This window comes from Mycobacterium shigaense (assembly GCF_002356315.1).
In the GTDB taxonomy this organism is placed as follows: domain Bacteria; phylum Actinomycetota; class Actinomycetes; order Mycobacteriales; family Mycobacteriaceae; genus Mycobacterium; species Mycobacterium shigaense.
This window is the reverse complement of the sequence record NZ_AP018164.1, coordinates 228,668-243,191: the sequence shown is the minus strand read 5'-3', so window position 1 is coordinate 243,191 and position 14,524 is coordinate 228,668. Positions and strand designations below refer to the sequence as shown.

At 67.1% G+C, this 14,524-nt stretch carries 11 protein-coding genes; 4 read left to right on the top strand and 7 right to left on the bottom strand.

Translation table 11 applies throughout. The features are described 5' to 3' along the window. Positions 1-160 precede the first annotated feature (160 nt). From MSG_RS01155 to MSG_RS01125, 7 genes are read right to left on the bottom strand one after another with little or no spacing between them, the layout of a single operon-like run. Positions 161-1,591 carry an aldehyde dehydrogenase family protein gene (locus tag MSG_RS01155; RefSeq protein WP_096436372.1) on the bottom strand — a complete coding sequence of 477 codons (1,431 nt, stop codon included), beginning with the start codon at positions 1,589-1,591 and terminating at the stop codon, positions 161-163. Between the two features lie 15 nt (positions 1,592-1,606). Continuing rightward, on the bottom strand, positions 1,607-3,319 hold the full coding sequence (locus tag MSG_RS01150; protein ID WP_096436370.1) for a thiamine pyrophosphate-binding protein: 1,713 nt from the start codon (positions 3,317-3,319) through the stop codon (positions 1,607-1,609). A 2-nt stretch (positions 3,320-3,321) separates the two neighbouring features. Further along, positions 3,322-4,509: a CaiB/BaiF CoA transferase family protein gene (locus MSG_RS01145; protein WP_096443890.1), complete on the bottom strand. Its 1,188-nt coding sequence runs from the start codon at positions 4,507-4,509 to the stop codon at positions 3,322-3,324. 13 nt (positions 4,510-4,522) lie between these two features. Beyond that, entirely contained in the window at positions 4,523-5,458 is a 936-nt protein-coding gene (locus MSG_RS01140) for an SDR family NAD(P)-dependent oxidoreductase (RefSeq protein WP_096436368.1), read from the bottom strand. After that, a complete protein-coding gene (locus MSG_RS01135) occupies positions 5,455-7,311 on the bottom strand; it encodes a flavin-containing monooxygenase (protein ID WP_096436366.1) in 1,857 nt (618 codons plus the stop codon). The genes MSG_RS01140 and MSG_RS01135 overlap by 4 nt, the downstream gene beginning before the upstream one ends. Further along, positions 7,308-8,684, bottom strand: coding sequence for an aromatic ring-hydroxylating oxygenase subunit alpha (locus MSG_RS01130; RefSeq protein ID WP_096436364.1), 1,377 nt, complete (start codon positions 8,682-8,684; stop codon positions 7,308-7,310). Before MSG_RS01130 ends, MSG_RS01135 begins: the two co-directional genes overlap by 4 nt. After that, the gene (locus tag MSG_RS01125) at positions 8,684-9,529 is read right to left on the bottom strand and encodes an SDR family NAD(P)-dependent oxidoreductase (RefSeq protein ID WP_096436362.1); all 846 of its coding nucleotides are present in this window, start codon (positions 9,527-9,529) and stop codon (positions 8,684-8,686) included. The genes MSG_RS01130 and MSG_RS01125 overlap by 1 nt, the downstream gene beginning before the upstream one ends. 215 nt (positions 9,530-9,744) lie before the next feature. Between MSG_RS01125 and MSG_RS01120 the strand changes: the two genes are divergently transcribed. The 4 genes from MSG_RS01120 to MSG_RS01105 are packed head-to-tail and all read left to right on the top strand — an operon-like array spanning position 9,745 to position 14,515. After that, positions 9,745-11,373, top strand: a complete 1,629-nt coding sequence (locus tag MSG_RS01120; protein ID WP_096436360.1) for an SMP-30/gluconolactonase/LRE family protein — start codon at positions 9,745-9,747, stop codon at positions 11,371-11,373. After that, positions 11,373-12,113: a GntR family transcriptional regulator gene (locus tag MSG_RS01115; protein ID WP_096436358.1), complete on the top strand. Its 741-nt coding sequence runs from the start codon at positions 11,373-11,375 to the stop codon at positions 12,111-12,113. The genes MSG_RS01120 and MSG_RS01115 overlap by 1 nt, the downstream gene beginning before the upstream one ends. A gap of 10 nt (positions 12,114-12,123) precedes the next feature. Continuing rightward, the gene (locus MSG_RS01110; RefSeq protein WP_096436356.1) at positions 12,124-13,740 is read left to right on the top strand and encodes an AMP-binding protein; all 1,617 of its coding nucleotides are present in this window, start codon (positions 12,124-12,126) and stop codon (positions 13,738-13,740) included. A 1-nt stretch (position 13,741) separates the two neighbouring features. Continuing rightward, entirely contained in the window at positions 13,742-14,515 is a 774-nt protein-coding gene (locus tag MSG_RS01105) for an SDR family NAD(P)-dependent oxidoreductase (protein ID WP_096436354.1), read from the top strand. Positions 14,516-14,524 lie beyond the last annotated feature (9 nt).

Sequence of the window (14,524 nt, the reverse complement as noted above, 5' to 3'; positions counted from 1 at the left end):
GCGCCCTGCCCGTCGTGTCGCACGGCGCCATAGTTGCTGCCGATACGTCGCTGCCCCTCCTCTTGATTTCAGCAAGCCAGCCTAGAGGCGGGCGGGCGTGATTCAGTGGAGGACACGCAACGGTTTTCCGCTGCGATGCGTGCGGATTTCGGCTCGAGCTTCAGGCGCTGCTGGGTGCGTAGCCCAGGGTGCTCTTCACTTCCAGGTACTCCTCGAAGGCGAACGCGCTCCATTCGCGGCCGTTGCCGCTGCGCTTGTAGCCGCCGAACGGCGCGTTCATGTCGAAGGCGTGGTTGATCGTCACCCAGCCCGCGCGGATCTTGCGGGCCACCTCGCGGGCCTTGTCCAGGTCGGCTCCCGAAACGTACCCGGCGAGGCCGTATTCGGTGTCGTTGGCGATCTCGACGGCCTGGTCCAGGTCGTCGTAGCCGAGGATACACAGCACCGGCCCGAAGATCTCCTCGCGCGCGATCGTCATGTCGTTGGTGACATGCGCGAAGACGGTCGGCTTTACGTAGTAACCCTGCACCAGCCCCGCCGGCCGGCCCGGGCCCCCCACCACGACGGTCGCGCCCTCGTCGATGCCCTTCTGGATCAGGCCCTGAACCTTGTCGAACTGCGTCTTGGACGCCACCGGGCCGATCGCCGTCTTGTCGTCGGCCTTACCCACCCGGACCTCCTCTGCCACCGCACGCGCGATGGTAATCGCCTCGTCCATCCGCGAATTCGGAACCAGCATCCGCGACGGCGCATTACAGCTCTGCCCTGAGTTGGGCATCATGTTGGCCACGCCGGCGGTCACGCTCTCGGTGAAGCCACTGTCGTCCAGGACGATGTTGGGGCTCTTGCCACCGAGCTCCTGGGTCACCCGCTTGACCGTCGGGGCGGCAAGCTTGGCCACCTCGATGCCGGCGCGCGTGGAGCCGGTGAACGACACCATGTCGATGTCGGGATGGGTCGCCAGGGCCACGCCCACGCCCGCGCCGTCACCGTTGACCAGGTTGAACACCCCGGCGGGCACGCCCGCCGCATCGAGCACCTCGGCGAAGAGATACGGCGAATACGGCGCCACCTCAGACGGTTTCAGGACGACGGTGCAGCCGGTCGCCAGCGCCGGGTAGACCTTGACCGCAACCTGGTTGATCGGCCAGTTCCACGGCGTGATCAGACCGCAGACACCGATCGGCTCCTTGGCGATCAGCGTCTCCCCGCGCTGCTCGGAGAACGGGAAGTTCTTCAGGGCGTCGATGGCCGTCGTCAGGTGCCCGATCCCGAGAAAGACCTGCGGCCCCGCGGCCAGCGAGGGCGGCGCGCCCATTTCCTCGGTGATCGCGGCGGCGATATCGCCCGCCCGCTTCTGGTATTCGGCGAGGATGGCCTGCAACAGGTCCAAGCGCTCTTCGCGGGTGCTCTGCGACCAGCCGGCGAAAGCGCGCCGGGCGGCCTTGACAGCCACGTCGACGTCGGCCGCCGAGCCCAGCGAGATCTTCCCGGACACCTGCTCGGTCGCGGGGTTATCCACGTCGAAGGGATTGGGCTGCAACGGATCAACCCACTTTCCGTCGATGTAGAACTTGAGGTATTCGCGCATCAGCTCATCCTTTTCCTACTGCGTTCCTTCGGCATACCAGGTCCGGAATCGGTCGTACTTGGGCATCTCCTCGGAGTTGGCCTTCGGATCGATGCAGACATGGACCACGCCGACTTTGCCGCTGGCGTAGGCGCGGGCGATCGCCAGGCCGATCTCGGATTCCTTCTCGACGTACTCACCGTGGCAACCGAAGCCTTCGGCGATCTTGTCCATCCGGACGTCCTTGCTCCAGTGCACACCCGGCTGCGGAGACGGCTGGGCGAAAGTGCGTTTGTACACGCCCACTTCCAGGCCCCACTGGTGGTCGACGCCCACCACACACACCAGCGGAAGGTTCTGCCGCGCAGCGGTTTCCAACTCGGCGATGTGGAAGAGGAATGCCGAATCGCTGGTCAGCAGCATCACCGGGCGCTTTCCGCCCTCGGCGACCGAGGCTCCGACCGCGTACGGCAGCCCGGTGCCGAGGTGGCCGAAGTTCTGGTTCCAGATGACGTCGCGCGGCTTGGACTGTGAGTAGGTCCATTGGAAGATCACCGTCGCACCGCCGTCGCGCACCAGGATGGGATCCTCGAGTTCGTTGAGCGCCTTGGTCGCTTCGACGACGTAGCGCGCCGGGTGGATCGGCGAGCGTCCGGACGGAGCCGATTCCGCCACGTCCGCACGCTCTTTCGCATCCTTGTCGATCAGCAGCCGCAGCGCGGGTGCGGGTTGACGCGGCGAATCCCTGAGTGCGGAGACCAGCTGCGGCACCACTCCGCGCAGATCGCCGACCAGTGCCACGTCGAACTGGCGGTTGACGCCGATGGCGGCCGGGTCCTGCTCGACGTACACCCACTTGCGGTTGGCGTCGTTGCCGGCCCAATGCTGAGTCCGGCCGTAGTGCATGGGTTCACCCAGTTCGGTGCCGAGCGCCACGCACAGGTCGGACTCCTCGACGGCCTCGTTGGCGGCCGGCGAGAACAGGTACGGGAAGGTCCGCTCCTGCAAGCCCGGGATGAACGAGGTGCCGCCGGAGGTCTGGATCACCGGGCAGGCCATCAGCTCGGCCAGCTCCCTGACCTGTTGTTGGGTGCGGGAGGTGTGCACGCCGTGGCCGACCAACAGAATCGGGCTCTTGGCCTCGCGGATCAGCTGGACGGCCTCGGCCACCTCGCGGGTGCCGGCGCCCTGGTCGACCAGCCGGTACCGGTTGGGCGGCAACGGGTCCGGTACGTCGAGCTCCTCGAGGATGACATGCGACGGGAACTCGACGTAGGCGGGACCCGGGGTGCCGGACAAGGCCCGGCGGATGGCCTCGTGGATGATCTCGTCGGTCTGGTCGGCGTATTCGATCGAGCTGCTGTACTTCACCGATGCGGCGAAAAGAGGCTCCTGCTGCACGAATTGGATGCGCCCGCGCCGCACCCGGCGTTCGGTGATGCGGGCGCGCTGCCCGCCGAGGAAGATCACCGGCGAGTTCTCCACGAGTGCGCACTGCATCGCTCCGGCGATGTTGGCCATGCCCGGGCCGAGCGTGCCGATGCACAGTCCGGGCTTGCCCGTCATGCGCGACGCCGCCTCCGCCATGAATCCCGCACTCAGTTCGTGATGCGGGGCGACCACCGACCAGCCGCGAGCGTCGGCCTCGGCGAACATGTGCACGAAGTTCGGGTCCGGGATGCCGAACAGGGTATTGACGCCCTCGGCCTCGAACAGGTCGAGGATGCGTTTGTAGACGGGCACGGCCATGCTCAAAGTTCCTTTCCCTCGCGGGCCGCGGCAAAATCACGCTCCGGCCGCGTGTTTGGGTTGATGCTGTCCCGACTGATTTCGGCGAGCACCTCCTCGGTGTGGGCGCCTAGTTCCGGCGCCGGCCCCGCGACACGTCCCGGCGTCCGGGAAAACCAGGTGGGCACGCCCGGGAAGCGCACCGGCCCGTGCGGGGTGTCCACCGTCTCGAACATGCCGACGGCGGCCAGATGCGGATCGTCGAAGAGCGCGCCGGGCGTGTTCAGCGGCGCGGCCGGTATCTCGAGTTGGCGCAGCAGGTCCAGCCACTCCGCGGTGGACCGCTCCTTCATCGTCTCGGCCACCAGGCTGTAGACGGTGTCGATCTGGCGGGCACGTTGTTCCAGCGTCGCGTACAAATCGCTGGCCCACGGCGGCTGTACGGCCTTCATGAACGCGTTCCAATGCTTGTCGTTGTAGATCAACGCGGAGATGTGACCGTCGCTGGTCCGGTAGGGGCGGCGGTTGGGCGCCACGGTGCGCGGATACACCGCGGGCCCGAGCGGGGGGTCGAAAATGGCGCCGCTGGCGTGTTCGACGAGCATGAACGAGGCCATGGTCTCGAACATGGCGACCTCGACCTCTTGTCCCTGTCCGGTGCGCTCCCGGTGGAACAGCGCCATCGTCGTCGCGTACAGCGCCGTCAGCCCGGCGACCTTGTCGGCCATGATGGTGCCGACGTAATCGGCCTCTCCGGTCAATTGCTCTTGCACCGCGGGCAATCCGCACTCGGCCTGGATGGTGTCGTCGTAGGCGGGGCGGTCGTGATCGGGTCCGCGTCGTCCGTATCCGTAACAATTGGTGTACACGATCGCGGGGTTGATCGCGGCGACTTCGTCATAACCGAAGCCGAGCTTCGCAATGGCCTTGGCGCGCATCGAGTGGATGAACACGTCGGCCGTCTCGACCAGCGTGAGTAACGCGGCCGCACCGGCGTCGGTGCGCAGGTCCAGCACGATGCCACGCTTGCCTCGGTTGACGTTGACGAACACCCCGCTCATGCCCGGTGCCGGACCCACCGAGATGTACCGCGTGTTATCCCCCTGTGGGGGTTCGACTTTGATCACATCGGCGCCCATGTCGGCCATGATCTGCGTGCAGTACGGCCCCATCACCATCGCCGTCAAATCGATCACGCGCACACCGGCCAGCGGTCCCGTCGGGCTAGGCATGAAGCGCTCCTTGCTCGTTCGCGCGGTGAGCCAGCTCGAAGCTGTAGCGGAGGTGGTCGTTGTGTCCGTCCGGAACGACCGGAAACATCAGCGGTGCCTCGGCGTACCGGATCGCGTCCAAATGGGTGCCGACATCCTCGATCGTCCATGAGCGCCGGCACACGCCGGGACTCTCGGCTATGACCGCCCGCGCCACGCGACCCGCCAGCGCGACGAACAGCTCGCCCGTCACCGAGCACGATTCGTGTGCGAGCCAACCCACTACGGGGGCAACGAGTTCCGCGCCCATCGGCGGGTAGGCCGAGGTGTCGATGCCTTCGGCCATGCGCGTCACCGCGGCCGGCACGATCACGTTGCACTGCACGCCCTCCGCGGCGCCCTCGAGCGCGGCGACGTTCGACAACCCGATCACGCCGGCCTTGGCGGCGGCGTAGTTGGCCACGTTGTGATTGCCATACAGACCGCCGATCGACGACGTCAGCACGATGCGGCCGTAGCCCGCCGCACACATCGGCGGGAAGGCCGGCCGCACCACGTGAAACGCGCCGCGCAGGTGCACGTCGAGCACGGCGTCGAAATCCTCGTAGCTCATTTCCTTCAGCGACCCGCGCCGGACGTTGCCGGCGTTGTGCACCAGAATGTCGATTCCGCCGTAGGTTTCGAGCGCCGTGCGGATGATGACCTGGCCCCCCTCGGCGGTCGCGACCGAGGCGCCGCACGCGACGGCCTGCCCACCGGCCGCGGTGATCTCGTCGACCACCTGTTTGGCTGGGCCGGCGTCCGCCCCCTCCCCGTCGAGTTCGCTACCCGCGTCGTCGACGACCACCTTCGCCCCGCGCGAGGCGAGCAGATGCGCGTAGGCGCGGCCCAGCCCGCGTCCGGCCCCGGTCACCACGGCGACGCGGCCGTCAAATCGCAACTCGCTCATGAAAGCTCAAGGCCTTTCAGGTCACCCCTGACGCGCCACTCGGCGATCAGGTCACCGAAGGCGTAGAAGCCCGGCGAGTAGAAATCGCCGAGGAATGCACCATTGTCTTTGGCGCCGCCTTGACCCTCGTTGTTGTAATAACCAGGGGTGCAGGACATCTCGAAGGACGAGTTGTCGATCGCGAGGTCGGCGACCGTCTTGACCCACCCGTCCTGACCCTCCTGACTGGGTTCGACGGTCCGCGCGCCACGTTTCTGCGCCTCGCCGATGATGTAGGCGATGTGCTCGGCCTGTTGCTCGAACATCGCGGTGGTGTTGGCCGAGACGCCGCCCTGGATGAAGCCTGTGAAGAACTGATTGGGGAATCCGCGGGTGGTCATGCCGTGCAGCGTCTGGTACTTGTCGTGCCAGTAGTCGAGCAGCGACAGCCCGTCTCGGCCCTCGATGACGTCGACCGCGAAGCGCCGGCTGATCTCCGTGGAGATCTCGAATCCGCTGGCGAACACGACGCAATCGACCTCGTACTCAACGCCGTTGGCGACGATACCCTTTTCCGTCAGGCGTTCCACGCCCTTGGATTCCGATATGTCCACCAGTGTCACGTTGGGCAGGTTGAACGCAGGCAGGTACGTCTCGCTCGAGCACGGCCGCTTGCACATGAAGCGGTAGTACGGCTTGAGCGCCTCGGCAGTGTCGGGGTCGTCGACCAGCGCGGCCACGCGGCGCCGAAGCCGCTCCATGATCTTGTAGTCCTCTTCCTCCCGTATCGCCATGATCTCCTCGATCCCCAGCGAGGCGGGATCCGGACTGGCGGCGATCCGGGCGGTCATGTTGCGGCCCAATTCGGTCCAGAAGTCGCACACCAGATCCGGTTCGCCGAAGACCACCCCGACAAACGGTGACCAGTTGTGGAAGTTGCGCTTGCGCTGCTCCTGCCAACCTGGCTGCAGGGCCGCGGCCCAGACCGGGTCGGTGGGCGTGTTTGCGCGCATGTCCACCGACGACGGTGTGCGCTGGAACACGACGAGCTGTTTGGCGTCCCGTCCGAGATGCGGTACCAGCTGCACGCCGGTGGCCCCCGTCCCGACGAGTGCGACCCGCTTGTCGGCCAGCCTGTGCAGGCCGCCCCCCGAGTCGCCGCCGGTGTAGTCGTAGTCCCAGCGCGCGGAATGGAACGCGTGGCCGCCGGCAGCCAAGTACTCCTTGATACCGGGGATGCCGGGCAGCTTTGGCTTGTTGTACGAGCCCTGCGCCATCACCACGAAACGCGCGCGAATGTCGTCGCCGCGGTTGGTGATCAGCCGCCAGCGCTTGCTGTTCTCGTCCCAGCGCATGGTCTCGACCCGGGTCGAGAAGATCGCGCCGTCGTAGAGGTCGAAGTGTTTGCCCATGGCCTGGCAATGCGCGAAGATCTCGGCGCCGTCGGCGAACTTCTTGCTCGGCATGAAGCCGAGTTCCTCGAGCATCGGGATGTAGCAGTAGGCGTCGTTGTCGCACTGGATGCCCGGGAAACGGTTCCAATACCACACTCCGCCGAAGTCCCCGGCCATTTCGATGATCCGAACATCCTGCACACCAGCCTTTTTCAGGTAGGCGCCCGACAACAATCCGGAGAACCCGCCGCCGAGGACGACCACCTCGATGTCTTCGTGGACCGGGGCGCGATCGGCTACCGGCGTGTATGGGTCTACCTCGTAGAGGTCGGCCAGGTCACCGTGGAGTTCGAGGTACTGCGCGCCGCCATCCTTGCGCAGGCGCTTCTTGCGCTCCTGGGCGTACTTGGCCCGCATCGCGTCGATGTCGACGTCCTGCGGTACCTCGGTGGGTCCGCACGGCGTGTCAGCGATGGTCATCTATCTCGAAGCTCCTGCGGCTCGCCGGTGCCCATGTATCTCGACAGCTGGTAGTGCAGGTTGACGGTGCTGCGCTCGCGGTACGGGTTGGGCTTGGTGCTCGGGAAGCCGAGGGATTTCATGCCCTGTTGCACGGCGGCCATGTTGGAGAAGTCCTGCGGCAGCACCGAGCGCCACCGGGGGTCGCCGACCGGCGTGTACTCCCATTCAGTCTGCGGCTCTTGGCCTTTCGGGTACAGCTCGAAGACAGAAACCTCGAAGATGCATTTGTCGGGATCGTAGCTGGGGTGCGGCCGCGCGCCGTAGCACAGCGCAACCGTCAGACCCTGCCCGATCTGGAAGTTCGGAAAGATCTGCCACGCGGTGCCGGCCTGCCCGAGGATGTCGGAGGGAATCGTCGGCCAGATGACGCCGCGGGCTTCGTCGTCGCGGCGTGCCGACGCCAGCCAGTGCTCGAGCACCTTGTCGGCCGAGGTGCCCTCGGGCAGCTCGTCGACCAGCCTTCTGGCGGCGTTCACCAGCGTCTCGGTGGTGGAGGTGTTGGTTTGCTCCATCGTGTAGATCTGCATCCGAGCGGTCGACACGCGGGGATCGGCGCCGGTGCCGAGGCGGATCTTGGACTTGGTCGCCGCGAGGTCGTCCGGGGCGTCGTAGCCGATATTGCTGTGCCTGCCTTGCGCTTTCGCCCAGCCCTTGAATTCGCCGAACTTGTTGAACTCCGGATGCGTGGTGTAGACGTGGTAGGTCTCGTTGAAGGCCTCCAGCGCGACCTTCCAGTTGCAGTCGAAGTTCAGCCACTTGCGCCATTTGTAGCGCAGGTTCTCCAGGCAGAAGGGGTCGAGCATCTTTGCGGCGGGGAACAGGAAGTCGGCCAGCGATTCGCAGTCGGGGTCCATGTTGATCCACAACCAGCCGCCCCAGGTATCGACCCGGACCGGGCACAGGTGGGTGTTGTCGGGCGTGAGCGCGTCCTGCCAGTCCTGCTGCTCGCGGATGTGCGTGCACGCACCGTCGAGGCCGTAGGTCCAGCCGTGGAAGCCGCAGACGAACGACTTTCGCGTGCGGGCACAGGCGTTCTTGGCGCCCTCGGGCGTGTCGACGAGGCGCCGGCCGCGGTGCATACACACGTTGTGGTGCGCGTGAAACTCATCGGCACCGCTGCGCACCACGATGATCGAGTCGTCGAGGATGTCGTAGGTCAGGTAACTGCCAACCTCGGGCAGCTCCTCGACGCGGCCGACCTGCTGCCAGACCTTGCGCCACAGCTTGTCCCGTTCGGCGCGGGCGTACTCCGCGGAGATGTAGGCCTCGACCCCGATCGTCATCGGTGTCGAAAGTTCCTCGGCCGCCGTATCTTTGGCCAGGTCGGTCATCACATCCTCCTGATCTGCGCGCGGAAGGACTCGTCCTTGAGGAAAAGTGACGTGTTGTCGGCGCCCAGATGGCTCCATTTGAGGTCCAGGCCGCCGTCGACGAGCAGCGTCTGGCCGGTGACGTAACTCGACAGCTCCGAGAGCAAAAACAGGATGGCCCCCGCCTGCTCCTCGGACCGCCCGCGCCGCCCCATCGCGATCGCCTGGCGGTCCCGCTCGCGATCCTCGTCGACGTAGGTGCGCGAGGCCGCCGTCTCGGTGACGCCGGGCGCCACGGCATTCACGCGGATTCCCGCCTGCGCCAACTCGAGGGCCATCGTCCGCGTCATCGCCGCGATCGCGGACTTGGCCGTGCCGTAGGCGATGTGAAACGGAGCCGTGTTCATGCCGCTGATCGAGGAGATCGACACGATCGACCCCGGCCGGTGCTGCGCGACGAGCTCGGCCGCCACGGCCCGACTCATGAAGAAGGTCGTCTCGAGATTGTCGGCGAAGATCGTGCGCCAGTCCGCACGCGTCACCCGGGTCGACGGCATCCACGTCGAAGGAGCGGCGCCACCTGCGACATTCACCAACCCGTACAGCGTGCCGTCGGCGCGGCGCGCGCGGTCGAGCACCGCGGCGATGCCCTCGTCGGTGGACGCATCGGCCGCGACGGGCACCACCGGCAGCCCCTGGGCCGCCAGCGGGGCGATGTGCTCGTCGAGGTTTTCCTTCGACCGGCTCACCGCGACGACCGTCGCACCCGCGCGGGCGGTCATGGCCGTGACGGTGGTGCCGATGCCGCCCCCGCCGGCGCCGGAAACCACGACGACACGACCGTCGAGGCCGAAAGGATCGTCCATGACCTGCTCTCCGCTGCGCTGACCGCACTGCCCGCGGCGGGTGTGGTGTGCTTATGTCCGGACAAAATATGTCATTCTGTCCATCGGAGAATACTATTCCGATCGGTAGACTTTGCTGTCAAGGCCAATCCGGGAAGCATCGCCAGCTATTGTCTGGACTAGTAGCAGTTGATAGCGTCCAGTCCAACCGGCCGACGGAAGGACACCCGCCAAGCATGTCCGTTTCGCGAGCCATCTCGACGCAGCCATCGCGCTATGCGGCGCCGCATCCGGTCGAAGTCGCGCAGGGCTGGGAACTCGAGCGGGTCACCGCCCCCAGTCGGCTGTTCGGCGCCAACGGCCTGCGCACCGGGCCGGACGGTCGCATCTACATCGCCCAGGTGACCGGCAGTCAGATCAGCGTGCTGGACCATCGCACCGGGGAACTCGTGACCGCCAGCCCCAAGGGCGGCGACATCGTGGCGCCCGACGATGTCGCTTTCGACGCCAGCGGCAACCTGTACGCCACCGAGGTGATGGACGGCCGGGTCAGCGTGCGCGACACCGCAGGCCGGACACGGGTGTTGCGCGACGACGTCCCGTCGGCCAACGGCATCACCGTGTACCACGGCCGGCTGTTCATCGGCGAATGCCGGGAGGGCGGACGGCTGCTGGAATTCGACCTCTCCGGCGGGCCGCCGCGGGTGCTCCTGGAGAACGTGCCCTCGCCGAACGCGATGGAGGTCGGCCCTGACGGCCTGCTCTACTTCCCGGTGATGGGGGCCAACGAGATCTGGCGCATCGACCCCGACGGCGGCGCGGCGCAGCGGGTCGCGGGCGATCTCGGAGTGCCCGACTCGGTCAAGTTCGACGCGCACGGCTACCTCGTCTCGACGCAGGTGGCCAACGGGCAGGTGTTGCGCATCGATCCGCGCAGCGGCGAACGGCGGGTGCTCGCCCAGCTGAATCCGGGACTGGACAACTGCACCTTCGTCGGCGACCAATTGTTCGTCTCCAACTTCACCGGCGAGATCACCGAGATCTCCCCCGACGGGACCACAGAATCCGTGCTTGCCGGCGGGCTCAACTGGCCGATGGACCTGACGATGGGGCACGACGGTCAGCTCTACATCGCCGACGGCACCTACTTTTACGTCGCGCTGCCCGACGGGTCCCTGCACACCGCCGGAATGCTGTTCAGTCCCGGCTATCCTGGATTCCTGCGCGGCGTCGCGGCAAGCGGACCCGGCGAGTTCGTCGTGACCACCTCGGGCGGCCAGGTCAGCCGCTACCGGCCGGAAGCGAACGAAACCGAGTTGCTCGCAGACGGTTTCGACCAGCTCTACGGCGTGGCCCTGAGCCCCGGCGCGGTCGTCTTTGCGGAGCTGGGCGCCGGACGGGTGCTGTCGCTTTCGCTGCGGTCCGGCGGCATCGAGGTGCTGGCCACCGGGCTGCGTGAGCCGGTCGGCGTCGCGGTCGAAGCCGACGGGACGTGTCTGGTCGCCGAGGCCGGTGCCGGACGGGTGGTCCGGCCGCACGGGTCGACCGTTGACACCGTCGTTTCCGATCTGCAACGCCCGCAGGGCATTCTGGTCCGCGGCGGGGTGCTCTACATCGTCGACGCCGGCGCCAAAGAGCTGATCGCGTTCGATGCGACCACCGGCGCACGGCGCACGATCGCATCCGGGCTGCCGGTGGGTCCGCCTCCGGGCGTGACGCCCAAGCCGCTGCTCGGCATGCCACCGTTTTCCGGGCCGCAGGGCCCGTTCGCCGGTATCGCCGCCGCGGCCGACGGGACGCTCTACGTCTCGGCGGACGGCGACGGCAGCGTGCTGGCGTTACGCCCGAAACCGGACGGCCGTTGATGTCCCAGGCCGTCGCGGGCGACCACCGCTACCTCCAGATCGCCCGCACGCTCCGCAAGGAGATCGTCGACGGGGTCTACCCCGTGGGCTCGCAGCTGCCGACCGAACACCAACTGTGCGAGCGCTTCGCGGTGAGCCGCTACACGGTCCGCGAGGCCCTGCGCCGGCTGCGGGAGGACAACCTGGTCGCGTCGCGACCGCGGGCGGGCACTCGGGTGGTTCCCCGGCCGGCGTCGAGTTCCTATGCCCAGGATGCGATGTCGATCGACGACCTCGTCGCGTTCGCGGCCGGTGCGCAGCTGACCATCGAATCCAACGCGATGGTCACGATCGACGCCGATCTGGCGGCCCGGACCGGACTCGAGGTCGGCAGCCAGTGGCTATCGGTTCGCGGTTTCCGGCAGGCCGAGGGTGCGGCGGTGCCACTGTGCCGAACCGAGTACTACATCAGCCGGACCTTCGCCGCGGTCGGCAGGTTGCTGCAACGTCATGCCGGCCCGATCTTCCCGCTGATCGAGGACCTGTTCGGCGTGAGCGTGGCCCAACTACACCAGGAGATCGCCGCAGTGCCACTGTCGCCGGAGCTGGCCGACGGGCTCGGCTCCGAGGCCGGCACGGCGGCCCTGCAGATGCGGCGCACCTATACGACCTCCGACGGCGAGGTGGCCCAGGTGACGATCAACACGCACCTGTCGTCGAAGTTCCGCTACGCGATGACGATGCGCCGCGTGAATAATTAGGCCGGCGGAGATGATTACCCGGGCCGCGCAGGACACGGCATACGCGTCGCAGGCATACCGCAGCGGCTTGTGGGTGCACACCACCCTGGCCGATTCGCTGCGTGCGGCCGCTGAGGCGTCACCGCAGCGAACATTGTTGGTGGACAAGGATATTCGACTCGACTGCGGCACGCTGCACACACAGGCCCGCGGCCTGGCGGCGGCCCTGCTGGCGCGGATGCCGACCGGCAGCGTCGTGTCGTTCATGTTGCCGAACTGGCACGAAGCCGCCGTCGTCTATCTGGCCGCGACGCTGGCCGGAATGGTCGTGAATCCGATCCTGCCGTCGCTGCGCGACCACGACCTACGCTTCATCCTCGAAGACAGCCGCGCCGCAATTGTTTTCGTTCCGAACAAATACGGCGGCCACGACTACGCGGCGATGCTGGGTCGCGTGACCGCCGCGATGAGCCCAGCCCCGGAGGTGGTGGTGCTGCGCGGCGACCCCGGTGCGCACACCGCGTACCCGGCGCTGCTGGAACAGGCCCCGGATGCCGCTGTGTTTCCCGCGCTCGATCCCGATTCGGTACGAATGATCCTGTATACCTCCGGTACCACCAGCCGACCGAAAGGCGTGCTGCACAGCCACAACTCGATGCACGCGCTGATCTGTCAGCTGCGCGACCAGTGGATGATCGCCCCCGGCGACACGTTCCTGGTGCCCTCGCCGATCGCCCATATCGGCGGGTCGATCTATGCGTTCGAATGCCCGCTGCTGCTGGGCACGACAGCGGTGCTCATGGACCGCTGGGAGCCGGCCGAGGCGGTCGCGTTGATGGACTCGCAGCGGTGCACCCACATGGCCGGGGCCACACCGTTTCTGCAGCAGTTGTTGGCCGCAGCCGAAGGCGCCGGCACCCGGCTGCCCGACTTGAAGGTGTTCATCTGCGGCGGCGCCTCCGTATCGCCATCGCTAATTCACCGCGCCGCAGGGTATTTCGATCATGCGGCCGTCACCCGAGTCTACGGCTGCACCGAGGTGCCGGTCGCGACCGTCGGCGCGCCCCGGCCGAACGAGGCCGACCACGCCGCCGACACGGACGGGCGGCCCGGGATCGCCGAGATCAAGCTCGTCGCGCACGAGGCCGCACCGGCCGGTGACGGCGAGATCTGCGTGCGCGGCCCGCAGATGCTGGTCGGCTATCGCCATCCCGAAGACGACTCTTTCGACGAGGCGGGCTTTTTCCGCACCGGCGACCTGGGGCGCTGGGTCTCGGCCGGTTCCGATGAGCGATATCTCGTCGTGACGGGCCGCGCGAAGGACGTCATCATCCGCAGCGGCGAGAACATCTCCGCTAAGGAGGTCGAGGACCTGCTCGCCGACCATCCCGGCATCGCCGAGATCGCCGTCGTCGGGCTACCCGACCAACGCACCGGAGAACGGGCCTGCGCGGTGATCGTGCCCACCGCCGCGGCGCACCCCGACGTCGCAAGCCTGCTCGCCCTGCTGGTAAGCAAGGGAGTCGCCAAATTCAAGGCGCCAGAACAGGTTGTGATCACCGATGCCCTGCCGAAGAACGACGCGGGCAAGGTTCTGAAACATCAGATCCGGGCGTCGTTGACGCGGGCACAGACGAAGGAGGGGTGAGATGCAGGTCGCAATCGTGACGGGAGCAAGCAGCGGCATCGGCTTGGGGTGCGCCACCAAGCTTGCCGAGCAGGGCATGGCGATCGTCGGCACCGGCCGCGACCGGGGCCGGCTGGCCGCGCTCGAAAAGACGGTCGGCGATCCCGATCGCGTTGCGACGCTTGCGGTCGACCTGACCGACGACGACGCGCCGCGGCGCATCGTGGACCTCGCGGTCGATCGGTGGGGCCAGGTCGACTTCCTGGTCAACAACGCCGGAGTGGGGGGCCCCAAGCCGCTGCACGAGACCGACGACCAGACCCTGGACTACTTCCTGAATTTGATGCTCCGGGCGCCGTTTCGGCTCGCCCGGGACGTGCTGCCGCACATGGCGCCCGGGTCGGCGATCATCAACGTGACATCGACGTTCGCAGTCGTCGGCGGCCTGCGCGGCGGCGCCTACTCGGCCGCCAAGGGCGGACTGACCGCGCTGACCACGCACATCGCCTGCCAGTACGGTGCGTCCGGCATCCGTTGTAACGCCGTCGCGCCCGGGGTGACGGCGACGCCGATGGTCGAAAAACGGCTGCAGGACGAGCGATTCCGCAAGATCAACACCGAAATGACGCCGCACCCGCGGCTGGGCACGATCGATGACATCGCCAGCACCGTCGCCTTCCTGTGCTCGCCGGGTGCGGCGTTCATCAACGGACAGACGATCGTGGTCGACGGCGGGTGGAGTTCGACGAAATATCTGTCGGAGTTCGCGCTGTCGTCGCGGTGGGTCGAGCAGTAGTCGGCCCGA